General features: G+C 44.8%; 19 protein-coding genes and 2 pseudogenes. 12 read left to right on the forward strand and 9 right to left on the reverse strand.

Annotated elements, in window-relative coordinates; all coding sequences use genetic code 11:
- The first annotated feature begins 306 nt into the window (after window positions 1–306).
- Both Xhom_RS15275 and Xhom_RS15280 read left to right on the forward strand, forming a co-directional pair.
- Window positions 307–1,200 carry a hypothetical protein gene (locus tag Xhom_RS15275; protein ID WP_069318169.1) on the forward strand — a complete coding sequence of 298 codons (894 nt, stop codon included), beginning with the start codon at window positions 307–309 and terminating at the stop codon, window positions 1,198–1,200.
- A 169-nt stretch (window positions 1,201–1,369) separates the two neighbouring features.
- Complete coding sequence (locus Xhom_RS15280) at window positions 1,370–2,269, forward strand: DMT family transporter (protein ID WP_069318168.1); 900 nt, start codon at window positions 1,370–1,372, stop codon at window positions 2,267–2,269.
- A 98-nt stretch (window positions 2,270–2,367) separates the two neighbouring features.
- Here Xhom_RS15280 and erpA read toward each other — a convergent pair whose 3' ends face one another.
- Window positions 2,368–2,712 (reverse strand): iron-sulfur cluster insertion protein ErpA, encoded by a 345-nt coding sequence (erpA, locus tag Xhom_RS15285; protein WP_069318167.1) that lies wholly within the window; start codon window positions 2,710–2,712, stop codon window positions 2,368–2,370.
- 255 nt (window positions 2,713–2,967) lie between these two features.
- Between erpA and hemL the strand changes: the two genes are divergently transcribed.
- Both hemL and Xhom_RS15295 read left to right on the forward strand, forming a co-directional pair.
- Window positions 2,968–4,251: a glutamate-1-semialdehyde 2,1-aminomutase gene (gene hemL / locus Xhom_RS15290; protein WP_069318166.1), complete on the forward strand. Its 1,284-nt coding sequence runs from the start codon at window positions 2,968–2,970 to the stop codon at window positions 4,249–4,251.
- Window positions 4,252–4,583: 332 nt separating this feature from the next.
- Complete coding sequence (locus Xhom_RS15295) at window positions 4,584–5,333, forward strand: NAD-dependent epimerase/dehydratase family protein (protein WP_069318165.1); 750 nt, start codon at window positions 4,584–4,586, stop codon at window positions 5,331–5,333.
- 79 nt (window positions 5,334–5,412) lie between these two features.
- Here the strand turns inward: Xhom_RS15295 and mrcB are convergent, their stop codons facing one another.
- Both mrcB and hrpB read right to left on the reverse strand, forming a co-directional pair.
- Window positions 5,413–7,866 carry a bifunctional glycosyl transferase/transpeptidase gene (gene mrcB, locus Xhom_RS15300; protein ID WP_069318164.1) on the reverse strand — a complete coding sequence of 818 codons (2,454 nt, stop codon included), beginning with the start codon at window positions 7,864–7,866 and terminating at the stop codon, window positions 5,413–5,415.
- 60 nt (window positions 7,867–7,926) lie between these two features.
- Window positions 7,927–10,416: an ATP-dependent helicase HrpB gene (gene hrpB / locus Xhom_RS15305; protein ID WP_069318577.1), complete on the reverse strand. Its 2,490-nt coding sequence runs from the start codon at window positions 10,414–10,416 to the stop codon at window positions 7,927–7,929.
- Between the two features lie 161 nt (window positions 10,417–10,577).
- On the opposite strand from hrpB, the gene sfsA reads away from it, so the two are divergent.
- From sfsA to Xhom_RS30335, 8 genes and pseudogenes are all read left to right on the forward strand, one after another.
- Window positions 10,578–11,288, forward strand: a complete 711-nt coding sequence (sfsA, locus tag Xhom_RS15310) for a DNA/RNA nuclease SfsA (protein WP_069318163.1) — start codon at window positions 10,578–10,580, stop codon at window positions 11,286–11,288.
- Between the two features lie 194 nt (window positions 11,289–11,482).
- Window positions 11,483–11,938: an RNA polymerase-binding protein DksA gene (dksA, locus tag Xhom_RS15315; protein WP_069318162.1), complete on the forward strand. Its 456-nt coding sequence runs from the start codon at window positions 11,483–11,485 to the stop codon at window positions 11,936–11,938.
- Between the two features lie 55 nt (window positions 11,939–11,993).
- Window positions 11,994–12,878, forward strand: a complete 885-nt coding sequence (gene gluQRS, locus Xhom_RS15320; RefSeq protein WP_069318161.1) for a tRNA glutamyl-Q(34) synthetase GluQRS — start codon at window positions 11,994–11,996, stop codon at window positions 12,876–12,878.
- 305 nt (window positions 12,879–13,183) lie between these two features.
- A complete protein-coding gene (gene pcnB / locus Xhom_RS15325; protein WP_211287899.1) occupies window positions 13,184–14,545 on the forward strand; it encodes a polynucleotide adenylyltransferase PcnB in 1,362 nt (453 codons plus the stop codon).
- Between the two features lies 1 nt (window position 14,546).
- On the forward strand, window positions 14,547–15,029 hold the full coding sequence (gene folK / locus Xhom_RS15330) for a 2-amino-4-hydroxy-6-hydroxymethyldihydropteridine diphosphokinase (RefSeq protein ID WP_069318159.1): 483 nt from the start codon (window positions 14,547–14,549) through the stop codon (window positions 15,027–15,029).
- Window positions 15,030–15,263: 234 nt separating this feature from the next.
- On the forward strand, window positions 15,264–16,058 hold the full coding sequence (gene panB, locus Xhom_RS15335; RefSeq protein WP_069318158.1) for a 3-methyl-2-oxobutanoate hydroxymethyltransferase: 795 nt from the start codon (window positions 15,264–15,266) through the stop codon (window positions 16,056–16,058).
- A 38-nt stretch (window positions 16,059–16,096) separates the two neighbouring features.
- Complete coding sequence (gene panC / locus Xhom_RS15340; RefSeq protein ID WP_069318157.1) at window positions 16,097–16,954, forward strand: pantoate--beta-alanine ligase; 858 nt, start codon at window positions 16,097–16,099, stop codon at window positions 16,952–16,954.
- Between the two features lie 218 nt (window positions 16,955–17,172).
- Window positions 17,173–17,289, forward strand: a pseudogene (locus tag Xhom_RS30335) (hypothetical protein); the annotation flags it as partial.
- Window positions 17,290–17,359: 70 nt separating this feature from the next.
- Here Xhom_RS30335 and Xhom_RS30340 read toward each other — a convergent pair.
- The 6 genes and pseudogenes from Xhom_RS30340 to Xhom_RS15360 form a co-directional block, all read right to left on the reverse strand.
- Window positions 17,360–17,506 (reverse strand): hypothetical protein, encoded by a 147-nt coding sequence (locus Xhom_RS30340; RefSeq protein ID WP_157104632.1) that lies wholly within the window; start codon window positions 17,504–17,506, stop codon window positions 17,360–17,362.
- A 39-nt stretch (window positions 17,507–17,545) separates the two neighbouring features.
- The gene (gene sfnG / locus Xhom_RS15345; RefSeq protein ID WP_099139802.1) at window positions 17,546–18,637 is read right to left on the reverse strand and encodes a dimethylsulfone monooxygenase SfnG; all 1,092 of its coding nucleotides are present in this window, start codon (window positions 18,635–18,637) and stop codon (window positions 17,546–17,548) included.
- A gap of 144 nt (window positions 18,638–18,781) precedes the next feature.
- A pseudogene (locus Xhom_RS15350) lies at window positions 18,782–19,297 on the reverse strand (LLM class flavin-dependent oxidoreductase); the annotation flags it as partial.
- A gap of 140 nt (window positions 19,298–19,437) precedes the next feature.
- Window positions 19,438–19,560 carry a hypothetical protein gene (locus tag Xhom_RS45970; RefSeq protein ID WP_418384816.1) on the reverse strand — a complete coding sequence of 41 codons (123 nt, stop codon included), beginning with the start codon at window positions 19,558–19,560 and terminating at the stop codon, window positions 19,438–19,440.
- Between the two features lie 795 nt (window positions 19,561–20,355).
- On the reverse strand, window positions 20,356–21,126 hold the full coding sequence (locus tag Xhom_RS15355) for an ABC transporter permease (protein ID WP_069318155.1): 771 nt from the start codon (window positions 21,124–21,126) through the stop codon (window positions 20,356–20,358).
- On the reverse strand, window positions 21,126–22,049 hold the full coding sequence (locus Xhom_RS15360; protein WP_069318154.1) for an ABC transporter ATP-binding protein: 924 nt from the start codon (window positions 22,047–22,049) through the stop codon (window positions 21,126–21,128). Before Xhom_RS15360 ends, Xhom_RS15355 begins: the two co-directional genes overlap by 1 nt.
- Window positions 22,050–22,101 lie beyond the last annotated feature (52 nt).

The following is a 22,101-nucleotide window of genomic DNA, read 5'->3' on the forward strand; positions in this document are numbered from 1 at the left end:
TAATCCATTAATTTTATTGTCAATAATTTATGTGCTGATTGATACAAAATAGAGAAAGAACTTGACCTAAATTTATTCTCTTACAAAAGATATTGGTAAATTTATTTATCGCTAAGTAGTGCACCACCAAACTTTCACAGGAGTTCTTTATCATATAAGAACGGGTGTACTTGGCGAGATTTATTGTCCGAATCCAGGAAATGAAATACCGTCTTTAAGCACTTTAATGAGTGGATAAAAAAAGATATTTTTAACTTATAATGCCTTTTTCAGAAAAAAATATTTTCTTATTATGGATGGTTATCAATGAAAACATTTTTAAAACTGGGGATGCTAAGCAGCGCGGTATTACTTCTTTCCGCCTGTGACCTATTGGATCCGGATAGCAAGAAAAACGAATTCTATTATAGTAACCCGACCAGCAGCAGCATCACGTTTAAAGTAGATGATAAAGATTACACGCTTGAGCCGGGTGCTAATGGTAGTGTCAAACTGTCGCCGGGTATGCACAGCATACAGGGCAGTAATGGCAATAAATTCAGCTTCATGGTATTTGACATCAATAAAGGCGGGATTATCAATCCCAACAATTATGTCTATTACACGCTATCTGAAGTGTATGCCGTTGAAGGTAAGGCCGATCGCTTTAAGCCATCGGTGTATGAAGTCACGATTAACGGGCATGAGCTTGAAATGCCGCTGAGAAGCAGCACCGCAACTGTAATTGACGGTAATCTCTTCCAGTGCAGCTACCCGTTGGGGAAACCATTTCCGGCTGAAATTACCACCAGTAATAAACAATCAGTGGGCAACATAAAATCAAAATGCTTTGATAAACCGGAACTGCTGAATTACTTCGTATCAGATTACGGTGAAAACTTAGCTCCGACATCTGTGGGTGATGAAAATAACGACACCGTCAATATGGTGTTCGACTATACGATCCCAAAACCTCAGTTTAAACACGATGAAGTCCAGAAAGAAGCAGAAAAACTGACTTCCTTATTAAACAAAATTAAAGAGTCTGACGATCCTGATATTCACGATAAACTGAAGAAAGAGATCCATCAAACCGTTATAGATTTAGTCAAAGCGGATACCAAAAATGCTACAAACAACACTGTGGCAGAAAATGGATATTACAACCAATTTATTAAACAAACTAGTAACTTACAGTCATACGGTATATTACCTAAGTAATCCTACCGAAACATGATTTATATTCTCATCAAGGTCACACTGTATGTGGCCTTTGTTATTTATAGATGCACAGCTTTCTCTATACAAAAGAACTAATAACTTCACGATACAAATAAAATATATTAACTTTTTATGATTATAAATTCTTATCTGGATGGATTCCAAAAATATGAGCAATGCTTTTTACCAAAGGGCTGAGTTCTATGCTCTCACAGCAGCCATACTTAACGGCACAATCGGCACATTTACCCATTTCGGGTTAAATTCAGGGATCAGCCACCATCAGGTTGCATTCTGGAAGTGTTTGATTGCCTTTCTGATACTGCTGGTATATTGCCTGACAAGCCCTTCTGAACGGCGTACTTTTTTGTCTTTACGACATAAAAGCCTCCAATTTGCCATACTCGCTTTCTTTGGCATTTTTTGCCTATATTTCTTCGAAACTTGGGCATTCAAGGAAGCCCCCATTCCGTTAGTCTCTTTTCTGGTCTATGCGGCTGGAGGCATTACAATAATTCTTTCCTCACTGTTTCTGGGAGAAAAAATTGGTATTAATAAATGCTTATCATTTGTGTTAATTATGGTAGGCGTTTATTGCCTCTTTAATTTCGCGGAACAAACTGATGGCAGTTATACAGGCGTAGTATTGGCCTTATTGGGCGGATTAGGCTATGCACTGTTTATCTTTCTCTCAAAACTGATGAACATTGGCAGCGGGATTTCTGTTCTGGTCTGGTTGTTTGGTTTTGGCAGCATTTACCTCGCCATTCCTGCAATACATGAAGGATTACAAATTCCTTCCGGTATCGCATTGCTGACAATTTTGGGGCTGGTGTTGCTACCATCAATCGGGGGATTCTATTTCACGACTAAGGCAGTAGAAAAAGGAGAAGCGAGTAGCGTGCAAATAACTGAAACCAGTGAGCCGTTATTTTCGACACTGTTTGCGTTCCTATTTATCGGGGAAACGTTAGGCTGGTTGGGAACACTGGGGGCATTTTTCATTATGTCTGGCTTGGTAGTCAGTATTATTAAAAAGTCCCGCCAACCGCAATTGATTTCGTCATAGGTACAATGAATACTACGGTCATATTCTGCAAAATAGCCTCCCTCCTGACTCCTATTACAAGGAAAGGGGGCTATTTATCGCAATAGCCAGAAGCTCAATCAGACACTAAAAGAAGAACCACAACCGCAAGTTGTTTTTGCATTAGGATTAGTGACGATAAAACGGGAACCCTCCAGCCCTTCTGTATAATCTACGCAACCCCCTACCAGATATTGCAGACTCATTGGGTCAACCACCAGCTCAACCCCTTGTTTCTGGATAGTCATATCACCTTCATTCATTTGGTCATCGAAAGTAAAACCATACTGGAAACCGCTACAGCCACCACCTGTAATATAGACCCGCAAACGCAGGTTCGGGTTTTCTTCATCAGCAACCAGCACTTTCACTTTATTGGCTGCGGCATCAGTAAACTGCAAAGGCAGTACTGCATCATCGCTCATATTTTTACTCCAGTCCGGTTGTCCGGCAAAAATTCTCGGAAAGTCGTTTGATACTTTCTGGTCAGTTAAAAACGATTATCCAATACCTGACTGATTCGTTCAAGTTTTGCCACACAAATGTAACAATGCGCATGTCGCTGCCGACAAAGCGGCAACTTGAAAGCGGTAAAATATAGGATGATTTGGTTTCCCCATTAGGGTGCTTTAGAATGGCATCCCCATATCTGTACCGTTATCTTTCAGGAGCTTTTATTCATGAGCCAGTCCGAAACGCTTTATTCTCAGGCAAAAGATGTGATCCCCGGCGGTGTCAATTCACCTGTACGCGCTTTTAACGGTGTTGGTGGTACGCCTGTCTTTATTCAACGTGCCAATGGTGCCTACCTTTATGATGTCGATGATAATGCTTATATCGATTATGTCGGCTCTTGGGGGCCAATGGTATTGGGGCATAATCATCCCGCTATCCGCAATGCCGTTATTGAAGCTGCAGAGCGGGGCCTGAGTTTTGGTGCACCAACCGCTGCCGAAGTAGAGATGGCGGAACTGGTCACAAAGTTGGTACCTTCCATGGATATGGTTCGCATGGTGAACTCAGGTACAGAAGCTACGATGAGCGCCATCCGCCTGGCTCGTGGTTATACTCAACGTGACAAAATCATTAAGTTCGAAGGATGTTATCACGGCCATGCCGATTGCCTGCTGGTCAAAGCTGGTTCTGGTGCCCTGACCATTGGTCAGCCTAACTCTCCGGGCGTTCCGGCTGATTTTGCGAAACATACCCTGACCTGCATCTACAATGATCTGAATTCTGTCCGCGAAGCTTTCGAAAAATACCCGGAAGAAATAGCTTGTATCATCGTCGAACCTGTAGCCGGCAACATGAACTGTATTCCTCCACTGCCAGAATTCCTGACGGGTCTACGTAAGCTGTGTGATGAATTCAATGCCCTGTTGATCATTGATGAAGTGATGACCGGATTTCGTGTTGCATTAGGTGGTGCACAAGCTTATTACGATGTTGAACCTGATATCACGACGCTGGGAAAAATCATCGGTGGTGGTATGCCTGTTGGCGCATTTGGTGGTCGTCAGGAAATCATGGAGAAACTGGCACCAACTGGCCCTATTTATCAGGCTGGAACGCTCTCTGGTAATCCAATCGCAATGGCGGCAGGTCTGGCTTGCCTGATCGAAGTCGCCCAAGTTGGTGTGCATCAGCGCTTAACCGAATTGACCGACAATTTGGCGGCGGGACTGCAGAAAGCCGCATCAGAAGCAGGCATCCCACTGGTTGTTAATCACGTTGGCGGCATGTTCGGTATTTTCTTTACCGATGCAAAAAGTGTGACTTGCTATCAGGATGTGATGCAGTGTGACGTTGAGCGCTTCAAGCAATTCTTCCATTTAATGCTGGATGAAGGCGTCTATCTCGCACCATCTGCATTTGAAGCGGGATTTATGTCCATCGCCCATTCTGATGAAGATATCCAGCGCACCATTGATGCCGCAGCACGTAGCTTCGCTAAACTAAAATAAGCGATCCCGCTTTCTCAGACGCCACTATCTACCACCAACGTTCCTGTGGCGTCTTAAATAAATACTCACATTTTCAGTCTCACTTACTGACAGACTCAGAATAATAAGTGTATCTCCCTCTCTAGAAACAATATCGAAGAACCCCCGCAGGCAGCAGTTTAAAACTTTTGCGGATGATAGAACTGAGACCCGCTTTAATTGATACGTTACGTTTAGTCTAGTACCCTAGATAAGGTTAAAAAATAACCTCGCTCACTGAATTCCGTGAAATGAGCTTGTTCTGCTGTGAATGAGAATTTTTGATTGATTTCGTTTCTGAAAGAGGAAAAATAATGTCAAAACGTACTATTTTGTTAACCGGAGCAAGTGATCGTATAGGACAGACTTTTTTTCTGGCCATGCAGGAGCGTTATATTTTTACTCTAGTGGATCACAAAAATCCCGATTATCCCGTTCAGGCTCCACATCGCTTCATCTGCGCCGATTTATCTGATCCTTCTGTTACTCAGCAATTAGTAAGTAATAGCAATGCGGAAAATATTATTCATCTGGCTGGTATTCCCCACGCAGATGCTGAATTTGAGAATTTATTGCCAGCAAATATTTTAACAACGACTTACCTGCTTCAAGCGGCTTCTCAATCTCAATACCGTCGTTTTGTTTTTGCCAGCAGTGCGCAAACAATTGAAGGATACCCAGTCGATAAGCAAATACCTGATGGTATCGCAGTCTCTCCTGCAAATGTCTACGGTGTCACAAAATGCTATGGGGAAGCGCTCTGCGCTTATTTTGCAACTCAAAAAGGCCTCTCTTCTGTTGCACTTCGTATCGGGGCGTTTCAATTTAAAGAGGATCACGCGCTGAAAAATGCCCGAGACCTGAGCGCCTGGCTGAGTCCTGAGGATGCTGTCCAGTTGATCACATGTGCTATTGAAGCGGAAGGTATCACTTTCTTTATCGCCCACGGTATTTCCAACAACCGGTTTAAACGCCTCGACCTCACTCAAACCAGAAAAGTATTAGGCTATTCCCCCAAGGATGATGCGTTTCAGACGTTTGACTTACGATTATTGGATAGGTGATGTGCTTTGGAATATTGAGGTATCTTAAGCTCCCCGCCAAATATGCGGGGAGTTAGACTTTATTACTAATCAAACATTATTACTGACCGAACATTTCTTGCAGCCAACCCGGAGCTTTTTCTTGATTCTCCTCTATCGGTTGTTGCACCAATTGTTGGCACAAGGCTTGTGGATCATCAGTCCAAACCGGTAATACTCTGATACCGCCGCCTTCACAGTTAAAGCTGCCATCTTCATTGATTGACATATCCGCTATGCCCTCCGGTGGGCGGTTATTTAATATCAGCGGGGTTTCATTTTCCAGATAACGACGGTAAATCGTCAGTGCTCCCGTCGAACCCGTCAACTTAGTTGGGCCATTGTTATCACGTCCAGTCCAGACAACCGCCACTTCCTTGCCATCAATACCAGTAAACCAACTGTCGCGAAGATCATTGGTCGTTCCCGTTTTACCTGCCAAATTGTATTTGCCATAATGGGCGGTCAGTGATCGGCCTGTACCACGTGCGATAACCTGCTGCATACCATACAGCGTCAGATAGGCGGCTTGTGGAGGAATGGCGCGCTCTGCCTGTGGATAACTCTGGTAAAGCAACGTACCATCTTCAGAAAGGATTGAACGCAGAGCCGACAATTTTGCTCGATTACCGCCGCTGGCGATAGTCTGGAACTCTTGAGCCATTTCCATCGGCGTCAGGCTAATCGCCCCCAATAACATAGATGGAATCTGCCGGATTTCCTTGGCTGGAATCCCCAATGAGACTAGCGTACTGCTAATACGATCTAACCCAATATCCAGCCCTAAATTAACCGTTGGAATGTTTATTGAACGTGCCAATGCATCAATCAACATAACCCGGCCACTGAACTGACGACTAAAGTTCCTCGGCTCCCATGGCTTGCCTCCCTCTTGCGGGATAGAAATCGGTTCATCCGCCAGCCAAGTATTCAGGCGATATTTATCCGGCTGGCTCAACGCCGTCAGATAAGTTGCAGGTTTGGCTAACGAGCCAATCAAACGACGGGCATTCAATGCGCGGTTAAATCCTGCATATTGTGGCTGTGCTCCACTCACCATCGCGCGGATTTCGCCACTGATACGGTCAACCACAACCATCGCACCTTCCAGATCAGGCATATTACGGGATTTCCGCAATTCAGCAATGCCCTCTTCCACGGATTTTTCCGCTGCATCCTGTGAAACCGGATCGAGAGTAGTGAAGATTTTCACGCCCGAGAGATTATTAACTTTATCACCCAGCTTTTCCTGCAATTCCTGACGCACCAACTGCATAAAGGCGGGTTGTGGAGTCAGCGATTCACTTCTCGGTTTTACACCAAGAGGTCGGGCACTCAACAGATCATACATTTTCTGATCAATAAGTTGTCGGCTAAAAAGGATTCGCAATACGATGTTACGGCGCTCCAGCGCGGCTTGGGGGTTACGCCACGGGTTATACCAAGATGCCCCTTTGACCATACCCACCAGCAATGCTTGCTGATCAAGGCTGAGTTCTTTAATCGGGCGACCAAAGTAGTACTGACTCGCAAGCGGGAAGCCACGAATCTGCTCATCACCACTCTGCCCCAAATAGACTTCGTTCAGGTAAAGTTCAAGGATACGATCCTTGCTAAACCGAGCATCCATCAGCAATGCCATGTAGGCTTCGTTTACTTTGCGACTCAATGTACGCTCATTGGAAAGGAACAGGTTTTTCACCAACTGCTGTGTCAGGGTACTTCCTCCCTGAACTGTGCGTCCTGCCGTCAGGTTAGCCAATACCGCACGGGCAATGGAAAGCGGCCTAACCCCACCATGCTCATAGAAATAACGATCTTCTGTTTCCAGCAGGGTTTGAACCAGTGAATCAGGAAAATCTGAGCGCGGAATAAACAACCGTTGTTCGCCGTTCGGCGATTGCATCATGGTGATTAATTTTGGATCAAGGCGGAAAAAACCAAACTGGCGCTGGTTTTCCATATTTTCGATGCTGGAAAGGTGGTTGTTATCAAAGGTCAGACGAGCCAAGATCTGCTCTTCTTTACCATCAGGGAAATCAAACGGGCGCCGCAGCATCTCAATACTGTTCCCTCTGACAACAAATTCCCCTGCACCGATGATTTTGGTCACCTGCCGATACTGCATACCTTCCAGTAATCGGACCATTTCATTTTTGCTGTAGTTCATGCCCGGTTCAAGGTCGACCACGCGACCGTACACCGCAGCCGGCAAATCCCAGACTTTTCCGTCGATGCGCTCACGAATTTTGTTATCCAGATAAAACCCATAAATAGCAAAGAGCAATACCAGAACAATAAAGATTTTTAACAGCAGCCATAAGGCCCAATTCCCTTTTTGCTTGGATCGACGGGGCTTTTTCCCTTTTTTAGTCATGACTTCATCCTCATCAAAATCATTATCTTCATAATCATCATAGTTATCCCGCCGATTGCGTTTTTTTGATGTTCGCCCACGACGAAGTCCCGATTTTTTACCCTTGCGTCCGATTGGCTGACGATCATCATCAGACATACCGAATTCTCCCAATGTTTATTCAACTCAGTTGGATAAATCGAAGTTGAGTTAAAGTAATTACATGTATTTTTTCACTCGCCTCGTCGGCGCCGTGTTGGCAGGATCATCTGGCCATAAATGTTTGGGATAACGACCCTTCATCTCTTTTTGCACCTCACGATAAGCCCCCCGCCAGAATGCAGCGAGATCTTGTGTGATCTGTAATGGGCGATGGGCAGGAGACAACAATTCAATGACAAGCGGAATTCGACCTTTCGCCAATACTGGATTTTGCTGCTCTCCGTACATCTCCTGCATTCTAACTGACAGTACTGGTGTCTTATCACTGAAATATTGGATAGTGATCCTGCTGCCCGTTGGCACAGTGTAATTAGTAGGCAATTCATTATCCAGTATTTGCCGCTGATGCCAATCAAGCAAACCCATCAGGGAAGATGACAATTCAATTTGGTGTAACCCCTTCAAGTCACCAACGCCCATTAAAGTAGGAAGCAGCCACTGTTCAAGGGAATTAAGCAAAGCCTCATCATCAACCGCAGGCCATTCTAGTTCTGGGAGCCATTCTATTGCTCTTTGCAAACGAATGCGTAGCTGCAATGCCTCCGGTGACCAATTCAAGGCCGACAAACCTTCCTGCCGCACCCAATTCAGCAAGGCTTCCTGCAATTCCGACTCGGAAGGCTTTGCCAGAGGTTGCGCTTTAACGATTAAACGCCCACATTGCAAACGCTTCCATGCCCGCAACGAACCTTTATTATCATCCCACTCCACGGCTGTATGTTGAGTAAACAGGTGAGGGTATTGCCGCATGGTTTGTTCAATGTTCAATGGACAGGCAAGCGAGACGCGGGCATCAGGATTTTTACTGCTTTGCTGTAATGAAGGCGTGACCAGCCAAGCCTCTCCCGAAAGCGGTTCTTCACGTTCTAATGCTACACCCAGCCCATTAGCTAACTGAAAACGCCCAAGATTATCACGGTTTTTGGCGATCCGATCAGGAAATCCCTGCACCAGCAATTCAGGGACAAGGTCGGGGCTAACGTTCTCTGCGCCTTGTTTTTCAACCTTGCCACCAAGATTCCTGATAAGCTGATTGGCCCTTTGCTGCCAGTGACGCTGGTTTGACATCACCCAATACGTCAAATCTGGTTGCCCACGACGCGGAGGTTCTTCCAAAATGGCGACCAGTTTCGCTGCTGTTGCCAGCACCACATGACCTTCTTCTTTAGATGTACCCTGTTCTTTAGCTACACTTTTTTCTCTAGCTGAACATAGCATAGCCGCCAAACGCGGTTCACTACCGGATTCTGCCATTTGCCAACCTCGGGCGGTCAGTTGTTGGTTATCATCCAATGCCCCTAACCGTAGCAATAAGGATGCGGCAACAGCCAGCGCTGGTTGCGGTGGATTATCCAACCAATGAAGTTGGGTATTGTCACGACATCCCCACTGTAATAGGGAGAGCGACAAGCCACTAAGATCGGAATGCAGAATTTCCGGCTCACTGTGTTCCGTCGCCCTTTCTGCCTGTTCCTGACTAAAGAGATGCCAACAAACGCCCTCTTCCAATCGTCCGGCACGCCCTGCCCGTTGTATCATTGACGCCTGACTGATACGCTGGGTAATCAAGCGTGTCAGGCCACTTTTAGGCTCAAATCGGCTGGTGCGCTCAAGACCACTGTCTACCACCAAACGAATACCTTCAATCGTCAGACTGGTTTCTGCAATATTGGTCGCCAACACCACCTTGCGCATTCCCGTTAGAGCTGGTGAGATTGCCTTGCGTTGATCTGACAGAGATAACGCACCATACAATGGACACAACAACGTATCGTCATCGACCTTGCCTTCCAATAGCGCCAACACCCGCTGGATTTCACCGACACCGGGCAAAAACAGCAACAGTGACCCCATCTCCTGCTGCAATAACCGCAATACCGCCGATGCGACTGATTGCTCAAAAGGCTGATGAGCGGAAATCGGATGATATGCTCTCGTGACCGGATAGCTGCGCCCTTCTGACACAATTACAGGGGCATCCGGCAGTAAAGAGGAAAGCCGCTGATTATCCAGTGTTGCTGACATAATCAAGATACGCAGGTCATCGCGCAGCCCTTCCTGCACATCCAGCAATAACGCCAACGCAAAATCAGCCTGTAAACTGCGTTCATGAAATTCATCAAGGATTACAAGCGAGACATCACTCAATTCAGGATCTTGCTGAAGCATTCGTGTCAGAATACCTTCAGTCACGACTTCAAGACATGTAGAAGCACTGACTTTTGTTTCCGATCGCATCCGATAACCCACTGTCATGCCAACGGGTTCATTTAATTGTTCGGCAAGGCGCTCTGCTACACTACGCGCAGCAATACGCCGCGGCTCCAGCATAATAATACGTCCGGCCAACTGTGCCTGATCCAATATCGCCAATGGCAATACGGTCGATTTTCCTGCACCTGTAGGCGCATGCAGCAACACCTGCTTTGATGATTGCAATTCAGCGATAACGGATCCCACAACGTCATAAATGGGGACATCATGAATGGAGGCGTTATGAATAGGGATGTTATGAATGGATAGTAACAAAGGATCTCCATAATGAATTAACTTTCAATAGGTGCCATTGTAGCATTGGCACCTTTGATTTCATTTCATCGAATTTCAAATCATTAAGACAACTGACCTCCGGTTATGAAGGAAAATTTATGGAATTTTCACCGCCCCTGAAGCCTGCCACCTTAATTCGCCGCTATAAACGCTTTCTCGCGGATATCCTTACGCCTGAAGGAGAAACGCTCACCATACACTGTGCCAATACCGGTGCAATGACCGGTTGTGCTACGCCGGGAGATACCGTGTGGTATTCCACATCGGACAATCCCAAACGCAAATATCCGAATAGCTGGGAAATGACACAGACTCAAACTGGGCACTGGATTTGTGTCAATACACTCAGAGCCAATGAATTGGCCTATCAGGCTATTGAAAAAAATGTAATTTCGGAATTATCTGGATATGAGCAAATTAGTCGTGAAGTAAGCTATGGAAAAGAGAAAAGCCGTATAGATTTATTGTTACAGTCAAAACAAAGAGTTGATTGCTATATTGAGGTCAAGTCAGTGACATTGTTGCAGGATAATTATGGATATTTTCCTGATGCCGTTACAATTCGCGGGCAAAAACATTTACGTGAGCTATCATTGATAGCACAACAAGGCCAGCGTGCTGTCCTGTTATTTGCTGTTTTACATTCTGGAATCAATCAGGTTGCGGCAGCAAAACATATTGATCATGATTATGCTTGTCTTTTGGAACAAGCTTGTAATTTAGGGGTCGAAGTAATCTGTTATAGGGCCAACATGATAGAGAACAGAATGGTTCTAAGTGACAAATTACCTTTTTTATCAATGGGATAATTTGTAAACAAATCATGCTGGAGGAAGTAGTTTTGCAATATATTTAGGCAGTAAACATGGCTGCCTTCACACCATTGCAAAACTAATGGCAGGAACAATTGCCAACCTCGCAGTCATCTGCTATTTATAGCGGCCTATTTTTTCCCCCCACTGTTGGGGGGTCGTTTGATAGTGCGTGTGTAAGGAGAAGCATTATGCAAGAAGGGCAAAAACGTAAAACCTCGTCCTTGAGCATTCTCGCCATTGCTGGGGTAGAACCTTACCAGGAAAAGCCAGGCGAAGAATACATGAACGATGCCCAGTTAGAGCATTTCAAGCTGATTCTGGAAGCATGGCGCAATCAACTCAGGGATGAAGTAGACCGTACTGTATCTCATATGCAAGATGAGGCAGCAAACTTCCCTGATCCAGTTGACCGTGCGGCGCAAGAAGAAGAATTTAGTCTTGAACTACGTAACCGGGATCGTGAGCGTAAATTGATCAAAAAGATCGAGAAAACGCTTAAAAAGGTCGAAGAGGAGGATTTCGGCTATTGTGAATCCTGTGGCGTTGAAATTGGCATACGCCGTTTGGAAGCTCGCCCAACAGCCGATTTATGTATTGACTGTAAAACGTTAGCTGAAATTCGCGAAAAGCAAATGGCTGGCTAACCGATTGGGTTAAGTACGGCGCTGAATGGCGCCGTATACCCCTTATTGATCTTATATGACTCGATCTGAACGTTCCTCGTTATATATTGGGCGCTTCGCTCCATCCCCTTCAGGTGATCTCCATTTCGGTTCCTTAGTGACGGCACTGGGCAGTTATCTGCAAGCAAGAGCCAATCATGGAAAATGGTTGATGCGCATCGATGACATTGATCCTCCACGAGAGGTCCCCGGTGCAACCAACCGAATATTAAAAGTCCTTGAGCATTACGGTCTTTACTGGGATGACGACGTTCTCTATCAATCCCGGCGCCATGAAGCTTATCGTGATATCCTTAACCAGTTAAAACAGCAAGGAAATAGCTATTGCTGTACTTGCACCCGTCAGCGTATTCAACAACTGGGCGGTTTTTATGATGGTCACTGCCAGCATTTACACCTGCCCCACCACAATGCCGCTGTTCGCCTAAAACAACACCATCCGGTTTACGGTTTTGACGACAAATTGCAAGGTTACACCACGGTATCCACTGCAATGGCGGAAGAGGATTTCATTATTCATCGCAAAGACGGTTTATTCGCCTATAATCTTGTCGTTGTTATTGATGATAATTACCAAGGCGTTACTGAAATTGTCAGAGGAGCAGATTTAATCGAACCCACGGTTCGCCAATTATCTCTGTATCAGCACTTAAATTTCACAATGCCAGATTACGTGCATTTACCTCTCGTGCTAAACAAAGAGGGAAATAAACTTTCTAAGCAAAATCATGCCCAACCGATCCCGCTGGGTGATCCGAAACCATTGCTTATTGATGCATTATCATTTTTAAATCAACCCACGATCACAGGCTGGCAGGATATCACCACAGATCAACTGCTACAGCAGGCTATCGCTGGTTGGAATATAAACACAGTTCCGCCAAAAAAGCATAACCAATGACAAAGCTAAATAAAGTGTTTCTATTAACGCTGCAAGCATTCTCAAAAAATGTCCTGTAAGTTATGATTGTCGGCTGTTTTTTTGTTTTAATTGATTAGTCACTATCGAGGTGTACCATTTTTAACCGAGTAGCAACTTTCTGCCGTAATTTGCTGATCCGCGATAATAGGGCAAAGTGCAATACACCGGCAGTCGGTGAAAGGCCAGTTACCATATCTGACCATTCTGCTCAAACAGAGAGCAGCTCTCTGCGTAGACGACGCAGAGTGAATCATTCATCTTCATCACATGCCGACAACGACAAAATGAAGAAAAAACCCGTAAAGGCAAAGCCTGCGGACTCCCCGGGCACGGTGTTCTCTCGGGAGCAGCATACCATTTCACGCAAGGACATTAGCGATAATGCCCTCAAAGTTCTATATCGCTTGAACAAGTCAGGTTTTGAAGCCTATCTCGTCGGTGGTGGGGTTCGTGATTTATTGCTGAACAAAAAACCCAAAGATTTCGATATCGCAACTAACGCTACACCAGAGCAAGTTCGTAAGCTATTTCGCAATTGTCGTCTTGTCGGTCGCCGCTTTCGTCTTGCCCATATCATGTTTGGGCCAGATGTGATTGAAGTTGCCACTTTCCGTGGGCCACATGAGCAAATTGAAAGCAATGATCGGAACCAATCACATAAAGCCCAGAGTGGCATGTTACTGCGTGATAACATTTTCGGTTCGATCGAAGAAGATGCTGCTCGTCGCGATTTCACCATCAATAGTCTCTACTACGGCATTGAAGATTTCGCTGTGCGGGATTACGTCGGCGGAATGTCAGACCTGAACGAAGGTATCATCCGTCTGATTGGTGATCCAGAAACCCGCTATCGGGAAGACCCTGTGCGTATGTTGCGTGCCATCCGTTTCGCCGGCAAACTGAACATGACTATCGAGCCAGCGACTGCCGAGCCAATCTCACGTTTTGCGTTTCTGTTGAAAGATATTCCATCAGCGCGCCTGTTCGAAGAATCCCTGAAACTGTTACAAACAGGGTATGGTTACAGTACTTATAAGCTGCTGCGTGAATACGATTTGTTTGAACCGTTATTCCCACTGAACCAACGTAGTTTTACCCAAGACTGTGACTCACCGATGGAAAAACTACTGGAGCAGGTATTAAAAAATACGGACTATCGCCTACAGAACGATAAACGTGTTAATCCCGCGTTCTTATTCGCTGCCATACTGTGGTATCCATTAATTGAACATGCGGAAAAATTGTCCCAGGAAGGCGGATTACAATATTACGATGCCTTTGCGCTGGCAATGAATGACATTCTTGATGAACAGTGCCGTTTCATTGCAATCCCTAAACGCCATACCACAACCATGCGTGATATCTGGCTACTTCAGCTTCGCCTACCCCGCCGTCAAGGAAAACGGGCAAATAAACTGATGGAACATCCGAAGTTCCGTGCAGCGTATGATTTATTGGAATTACGTGCCAGCATTGAACAACGCTATGAACTGAAAGAACTGGTGCGCTGGTGGACTGAATTCCAGCAATCAACACCGTCTCAACAGCGCGGAATGATATCAGAACTGGGTAATGAGCCTATTCGCCGCAGAACACGTCCTCGCCGTAGTCTACGCACTCCCCGCCAGAACAAGGACAACGGTTAATATGACACGGGTTTACATTGCCATTGGTAGTAATCTGGCTGATCCTTTGCAGCAAATCGATAGTGCGCTTGCTGCCCTGAAAATGATCCCTGACACCACTTTTGTTGCTCGCTCATCTTTTTATCGAACTAAACCGATGGGACCACAAGATCAACCTGATTACCTCAACCTTGCCGTCGCATTGGAAACCCAATTACAACCAGTTCAATTGCTTGAACACACTCAAGCAATTGAACTGGCGCAAGGCCGTGTCCGCAAAGGTGAACGTTGGGGGCCAAGAACACTCGATTTGGATATTATGCTGTTTGGCGATCACATCATTGACACTGAACGTTTAACCGTTCCCCACTACGGTTTAAAACAACGCGAATTTATGCTTTACCCGCTTGCAGAAATTGCACCGGATCTGGTGTTTCCCGACGGAGAAACACTGGCAGAACGATTGAAACAAGTTCCAGAGAATGGCCTGGCATTTTGGTTGTAGTACGGATGATTGTTGCATAAATGATTGTTGCATGGATGATTTCAGCGCAGATGATTTTAGCGCAGAGCGTTATAACATGAGTCGGTTTTATCGTTGTAACTTAGTATTTTTATGAAGGAAAAATAACTCAACATCTCATACAGCCGTGGCCGATATCTGGATAATCAGGGCCTATCCCATTGAGTATTTTTAGATCACCCAATGGATAGGCTCTAACTATATCGGGAGATAATAATGAAACCAACAACTCTATCTGACCTGTGGCAGTTAAAAAAAGAGAAACGCAAATTCGCTACAATCACAGCTTACGATGCCAGTTTCGCCCATATTTTTGCCGAACAGGGAATTAATGTCATGCTTATTGGTGATTCACTTGGCATGACTATGCAAGGATTCAATTCAACTTTACCTGTCACGATTGAAGACATCGCTTACCATACTCGCTGCGTTCGCGCTGGCGCTCCTGATGCGTTCTTAATTGCTGATATGCCATTCATGAGTTACGCCACTCCAGAGCAAGGCTGCAAGAACGCCGCCAAATTGATGCGCGCAGGCGCCAATATGGTCAAAATCGAAGGCGGAAGCTGGCTCTGTGATACAGTAAAAATGTTGACTGAACGTTCTGTACCTGTTTGTATTCACCTAGGATTAATGCCTCAATCTGTCAATATCCTGGGCGGTTATAAAGTTCAGGGGCGCGATCAATCATCGGCAAATCAACTCATTAACGATACGCTCGCACTAAAAGATTCAGGTATGCAAATGTTATTGTTAGAGTGTGTTCCTACCGAACTGGCGCGCCAGGTTACTGAAAAACTGACCACGATCCCAGTCATTGGCATAGGTGCCGGTAATGCTACTGATGCTCAGATTTTAGTGATGCACGATGCATTGGGCATCACCGCCAAACCGCCGAAATTTGCCAAAGACTTTCTCAAAGAAACGGGAAATATCCGGGATGCCATCCGTTTGTATATTGAACAGGTAGAAAGTGGTATCTATCCCGACCAAGCACACTCATTTAACTGATAATTCCCAGCATGACTGCGAATTAGAGGAGTACAGCAATGCTGATTATAGAAACGATTCCTATTTTACGCCGTGAAATCCGCCGTTGGCGTCAGGCAGGCAAAAGCATTGCTTTTGTTCCCACGATGGGAAATCTGCATGATGGTCATATGACATTGGTTGATACTGCCAAAGCGCAGGCTGACGTCGTTATCGTCAGTATTTTTGTCAATCCGATGCAATTTGATAACGAAAATGATTTAGCCACTTACCCACGAACGTTACAGGAAGATTGTGAGAAACTGAGTCGTCGCAATATTGATCTGGTCTTCGCGCCTAGTGCTCACGAGATGTACCCGAATGGATTAAACGGCAATCAGACTTTTGTCGAAGTACCTGAACTCTCTCATATGCTTGAAGGGGCCAGCCGTCCTGGGCATTTCCGTGGAGTCACTACCGTTGTCAGCAAATTGTTTAACCTTATTCAGCCTGATTTCACTTATTTCGGCGAAAAAGATTTCCAGCAATTGCAGATTATCCGCAAAATGATTGCCGATATGGCTTACGATATTATGCTGGTTTCTGTGCCTATCGTCCGTGATAAACATGGCTTGGCACTTAGTTCACGTAATAACCTCCTGTCTCCTGACGAGAAAAAAATTGCGCCTTCACTGCATAAGGTCATGCAGCATATCGCTGAGCAAATAAAGAAAGGTGAACGAGATACCGAGCAGTTGATTGAAACGGCAGCTTCACAATTACGTGAAGCCGGTTTTATTCCGGATGAGCTATTTATCCGCGATGCAAAGAACTTGGCACCACTAACGCCACAGAGCAAAAAAGCGGTGATCCTGATGGCTGCATGGTTAGGCCAGACCCGCCTGATTGATAATCAGCAGGTTGATTTAGACGCATAATTGAGATTAGAGATGTGTGCTAGTAATCACTCAAAGTGGCACACATCTCTTTAATTTATTATTAAAAACCCCTCCCATTAGGCCCCAACCTGTCGTTAGCAAAAATCCGCACTAACAAGCGCAATTTTGTTATTTAAAAGTGACAAGTTGGATTTGTTATCTTTCCTCTATCAATCACAAAGAGAGTTAATATGTCCTACAAATCACGCTTTGTTATCTGGGATACATTTACCCGTATTGGATTGTTACCAGTCAAAGTAGATGTGCGCAGCGCAATCTGGTCTCTGGATAAACAGAATTTGGATCAGCATAACGATAATCAATCAAATAAATAATCAATAATAACAAAAACTTGGTACACCTTAATTCCTCTGATTAATCAGAGGAATTAAGCACATTACCGAGTTATAAAACAGGACATTGAGTAATTTTAGTAAGGTGCGGGACATGCAATACTTCATTAGCAACAACCACTGCATGTTCTGCTACTTGTGGTAGCCTCATTCGCTCACTAAAGCGCCTCCGGGCCAGTGGTGATAAGTTTATCATCATGCTTCCCCTGCGCTCCTCAGACACAATACCAAGGTAACATTATGCCTTTAATTCCAACATTAACTGCTGTTCAAGTTCCCGGACCAGGGGGATCACTTCCTGACCAAAAAATGCCACGTCTTCCTGACAATGGAGAAATCCCAACAACAGTAGATCCACCCCCGCTTTTTTATACTCAATGATCCGTTCAGCAATCTGGTGTGGCGTTCCGATCAATTCAGGCTTAAAGCCATCGTTATATTGCACCAAATCTTCAAAGCTGGACTTCGCCCAATTGCCCTCTTTTTCTGGTGAAGCCTGACCGGCATTTTGTGTCTCATGTTGAAAACCTTTCACAGCGTCCACATCGGCGTGGTCAATGATTTCCTGAAGTACTTGTTGTGCCTGTTGTTCGCTTTCTCTGGCAATAACAAACGCATTCATGCCAATTTTCACTATGTGCTGATTTTGCTGGGCTTTTACTTTAATATCGTCGATCTGCTGACGTATACCCTCTACACTGTTACCGTTAGTGAAATACCAGTCAGAAACGCGGGCTGCCATATCCCGTGCTGCGCGTGAACTCCCCCCCTGAAAAATTTCCGGTTGTGGATCAAGCGGTTTTGGCTTCAGGCTATAATTTCGGAATCGATAAAAATCGCCAGCAAAAGTAAATTGACTCTCTTGCCAGATGCCCCGCAAACAACGAATAAATTCTTCAGAACGCAGATAACGCTCTTCATGATCGAGCCAAATTTCACCAATGGCTTTAAATTCACTGCGAAACCAACCGCTGACCACATTCACCGCAATACGGGCGCCGGAAAGGTGACTGATGGTCGCAATCTGTTTGGCTGCCAGTGCCGGATTCCAAGGACCGGGTAACAACGCCGCAATGACTTTCAGTTTTTCCGTTGCCGCCAGCAGATCCTGAGAGAAAGTGACTGACTCGTGCTGATTTTCTGCACCATAACCCGCGGTAAAGCGAATTTGGGTTAAAGCATAATCAAACCCGACACTTTCCGCGATTTGCGCCAAACGCCGGTTATATTGTGCATCCCACTGAGTACGTTGAGGGATCTTGCTGATTACCAACCCTCCGGAAACATTGGGTACCCAGTAGGCAAATTGCAATGGACGTTGATTTGTCATCATAATTGGCATATGAACGCATCCCGTTTGCCAGACAAGACCACTGCCTTAGCAACCTTTCAGCCCTCACCCTTTAGTAAAATGTAAAGATTCATCAATAAACAGCCATTAATAAACAATCATCAATAAGGTTCGACACTGCTGTTACATAATTGGGGGGCTGTTCACTGCATTATCCTGTTTGACTGGACGCTTATCGTTACCGATGGTCTCGCCAAAAGGCCCCGTATTAGCTGAACGAATTGACGAGCAACTCTGATTTCCCTGTAGCTGATTAACTTGTAACAATGGCATGACCAGCTCTGAAAAACGGTGTGCTTCTTCAAGGTGTGGATAGCCGGAGAAGATAAAATTACTGATCCCCAACGCCTGATATTCACGTATTCTTTCTGCCACCTGTTCTGGATTCCCGACCAAAGCGGTTCCCGCGCCACTCCCTACCAACCCTACTCCCGCCCACAAGTTGGGGCCAATCAGTAAATTATCCCTTAAGTCTTGATGTAATACGCTCATTCGCGCTTGTCCTGCTGAATCCATACGGGCAACATTCTGAGCCTGAGTAATAGTGTCATCATCCAGATGAGAGATCAAACGCTCAGCCGCCGCCCAAGCCTCTTCTTCTGTTTCACGGACAATGACATGCAAACGGATACCGTACTGTCCAGCAGACGTTCACCAGTTTTTGATAATCCCAAAGCAAGACCAATGGCTCCACCAATAGCAAAACCACACAATGCACGCCAGGTACTAATGTAGATATTGCTCCATAATTCACCACTTTTCAGCAGTATCTATCCAGCTTACAGTACTTTTTCAGGGGGAGGTAATATATGACTCGACAACCAGCCTTCACTGCCAGCAATCTGCCAAATCACAACCAGTAATATGGGCATCAGCCAAGGCAGAAAACGGACTGTAATCATTGATTTCTTATTACAGTATTATGTGCCTCCAACCATTAACAATTGAGGTGCTATAATTGCCTGCAATAGACGACGTTGAATTACCCGAAAGAAAGCTTTGAGATTTTTTTCAGACGGCTGAGGGTTTCGGTATAAATGAAAGGTGATGTTTTCTCATCATAGTATTGAATCTGACTATAGCAGGCATGAACGCCACTGATCATTTCTTCAGCTTTTATTAATGCCTCAGCATCGAAGTCCCCCACTTTGACCCTGGTAATTTCAATGCCTTTCTTGGTTCGCTACTGACAAGCATCATCCAATAAAATAAATGAGTTCGACACAGGAACCGGACTGTCACCCAAAAAGAGAATGCGCATATAAACTCCACCCATGCAGCTAAAAATGATGGTTTCATTTTTAAAGCTCGGAACCGTAGAAGAGAAATAAATATTTGTATTTTATAAATCTAAAAAACTGCAATAGAAAACCATTAACTAACTATGCGACTGGGATGAATGAGCATAGCCAACAAAGCGGCAATTTAGAAAAACGAAGGATATATTACCTAAGAGAATAACTTTTATTATTAAGTTATTTATTAGCTGCGCTACATGTTTCTTATATTGGCGATATATTTTTCTGGGGATATTGATGGAATGAATTTATGAGATATTAGATTATTCAAAATTGAAATTGGAGGGATGCGATCAATCAATTTTATTATCTATATACTCATAATATTTCAAGTTACAGCTTTGTTGGTTACGCTCACTCCACCGAAATTAACGGCGGAGTGTTTGTTTGGTTTGCCTATTAGTTTCTCAGACCTCGGCCTGATTCAATTAAATACCAAGCCAATAAATAAAACCCGGCAATAAAGGCCCCTAACATGCTTAATGTCATCATCACAGAAACATCAGCAATACCGAGAAAACCATAGCGGAAGCCACTGATCATATAGACGATTGGGTTAAGCTTTGATACTGATTGCCAGAAATCAGGCAACAGAGTAAGAGAATAGAATACGCCGCCCAAATAAGTCAGAGGTGTCAAAACAAAGGTCGGAATGATGCTGATATCATCAAAGCTTTTTGCAAAAATGGCATTCAGCAATCCCGCCAATGAAAACAGAATGGACGTTGCCAGCAAAGTGATCACCACCATGCCCCATGATTGGATCTGTAACGGTACAAACAACAGGGAAACCAGTGTCACCAGAATCCCGACGAATACACCACGTGCCACGCCGCCGCCAACAAAGCCAGTAATAATAATATGTGTCGGAACTGGCGCAACCAATACTTCTTCGATGCTACGTTGAAACTTAGCGCCAAAGAAGGAAGAAGAGACGTTTGAGTAGGAGTTTGTGATCACCGACATCATAATCAACCCTGGCACAATAAACTGCATATAGCCAAACCCACCCATTTCACCAATACGGGAACCAACCAGGTTGCCGAAAATAACAAAATAAAGGGACATGGTGATCACGGGAGGAAGCAAAGTTTGCACCCAAATACGGCCAAAACGGGTGATTTCTTTAATCCAGATGGTTTTCAAAGCCACCCAGTACAGTTGGATCATTAACTACCTCCTTGATTATTATTGGTCAACCCAACAAACAGCTCTTCCAGACGGTTCGCTTTGTTGCGCATGCTGCTGATTTGAATACCCTGCGTATTCAGCTGGAAAAAAATGTCATTCAACCCTTGCCCACGTTTTACGTCTACTTCCAGCGTGGCTGCATCGATCAAACGATAATCGTAACCTTCAACGATAGGCATCGTTCCTTTCGATACTAAATCAAATAAAAATGTCTCACATTCAAGTTGGCGGAGCAGATCTTTCATGCTGGTGTTCTCAACCAGCGCGCCATGCTGGATAATGCCAATATTACGGCACAGCATTTCAGCTTCTTCCAAATAGTGGGTCGTCAGGATGATAGTGGTTCCCTGCACATTCAACTCTCTTAAAAATTCCCACATGGAGCGGCGCAGTTCGATGTCCACTCCCGCAGTGGGTTCATCAAGGATCAGCAACTTCGGTTGGTGCATCAAAGCACGAGCAATCATCAAACGCCGTTTCATGCCTCCGGACAAACGAATGGCCCGTTCATTACGCTTTCCCCAGAGATCCAGTTGAGTAAGATAAATTTCAGCCCTGTGCTGCGCTACATTGCGCGGGACACCATAATATCCAGCCTGATTCAATACAATTTGAATCACTGTTTCGAATTGGTTGAAATTAAATTCCTGTGGAACAAGTCCGAGTTGCCGTTTAGCATTGACAAGATCAGTATCAATATCGTAACCAAATACTTTAACCTTACCGCTGCTTTTATTAACTAGGGAACTAATGATACCAATCGTAGTAGATTTCCCAGCACCATTTGGCCCCAAAAGTGCGTAAAAATCCCCTGCTTCTACACGTAAATCAATCCCCCGCAGCGCTTTCACTCCTCCCGAGTAGGTTTTCGTGAGCTGCGTCAATTCCAATGCATAAGCCATAAGTAAAAAATACCTTTATTTTTTGCTATTTTTGAGTGCAAGATAGAAATTA

The sequence above is a fragment of the Xenorhabdus hominickii genome, from assembly GCF_002632725.1.
GTDB classification, from domain to species: domain Bacteria; phylum Pseudomonadota; class Gammaproteobacteria; order Enterobacterales; family Enterobacteriaceae; genus Xenorhabdus; species Xenorhabdus hominickii.

What these genes read in the sequence shown, in the direction of transcription:
- Xhom_RS15275 (WP_069318169.1), top strand. Translation starts at nt 307, where the DNA reads ATGAAAACATTTTTAAAACTGGGGATGCTAAGCAGCGCGGTATTACTT.
- Xhom_RS15280 (WP_069318168.1), top strand. Translation starts at nt 1,370, where the DNA reads ATGAGCAATGCTTTTTACCAAAGGGCTGAGTTCTATGCTCTCACAGCA.
- erpA (WP_069318167.1), bottom strand. Translation starts at nt 2,712, where the DNA reads ATGAGCGATGATGCAGTACTGCCTTTGCAGTTTACTGATGCCGCAGCC.
- hemL (WP_069318166.1), top strand. Translation starts at nt 2,968, where the DNA reads ATGAGCCAGTCCGAAACGCTTTATTCTCAGGCAAAAGATGTGATCCCC.
- Xhom_RS15295 (WP_069318165.1), top strand. Translation starts at nt 4,584, where the DNA reads ATGTCAAAACGTACTATTTTGTTAACCGGAGCAAGTGATCGTATAGGA.
- mrcB (WP_069318164.1), bottom strand. Translation starts at nt 7,866, where the DNA reads ATGTCTGATGATGATCGTCAGCCAATCGGACGCAAGGGTAAAAAATCG.
- sfsA (WP_069318163.1), top strand. Translation starts at nt 10,578, where the DNA reads ATGGAATTTTCACCGCCCCTGAAGCCTGCCACCTTAATTCGCCGCTAT.
- dksA (WP_069318162.1), top strand. Translation starts at nt 11,483, where the DNA reads ATGCAAGAAGGGCAAAAACGTAAAACCTCGTCCTTGAGCATTCTCGCC.
- gluQRS (WP_069318161.1), top strand. Translation starts at nt 11,994, where the DNA reads ATGACTCGATCTGAACGTTCCTCGTTATATATTGGGCGCTTCGCTCCA.
- pcnB (WP_211287899.1), top strand. Translation starts at nt 13,184, where the DNA reads ATGAAGAAAAAACCCGTAAAGGCAAAGCCTGCGGACTCCCCGGGCACG.
- folK (WP_069318159.1), top strand. Translation starts at nt 14,547, where the DNA reads ATGACACGGGTTTACATTGCCATTGGTAGTAATCTGGCTGATCCTTTG.
- panB (WP_069318158.1), top strand. Translation starts at nt 15,264, where the DNA reads ATGAAACCAACAACTCTATCTGACCTGTGGCAGTTAAAAAAAGAGAAA.
- panC (WP_069318157.1), top strand. Translation starts at nt 16,097, where the DNA reads ATGCTGATTATAGAAACGATTCCTATTTTACGCCGTGAAATCCGCCGT.
- Xhom_RS30340 (WP_157104632.1), bottom strand. Translation starts at nt 17,506, where the DNA reads ATGATGATAAACTTATCACCACTGGCCCGGAGGCGCTTTAGTGAGCGA.
- sfnG (WP_099139802.1), bottom strand. Translation starts at nt 18,637, where the DNA reads ATGACAAATCAACGTCCATTGCAATTTGCCTACTGGGTACCCAATGTT.
- Xhom_RS45970 (WP_418384816.1), bottom strand. Translation starts at nt 19,560, where the DNA reads ATGATTACAGTCCGTTTTCTGCCTTGGCTGATGCCCATATTACTGGTT.
- Xhom_RS15355 (WP_069318155.1), bottom strand. Translation starts at nt 21,126, where the DNA reads ATGATCCAACTGTACTGGGTGGCTTTGAAAACCATCTGGATTAAAGAA.
- Xhom_RS15360 (WP_069318154.1), bottom strand. Translation starts at nt 22,049, where the DNA reads ATGGCTTATGCATTGGAATTGACGCAGCTCACGAAAACCTACTCGGGA.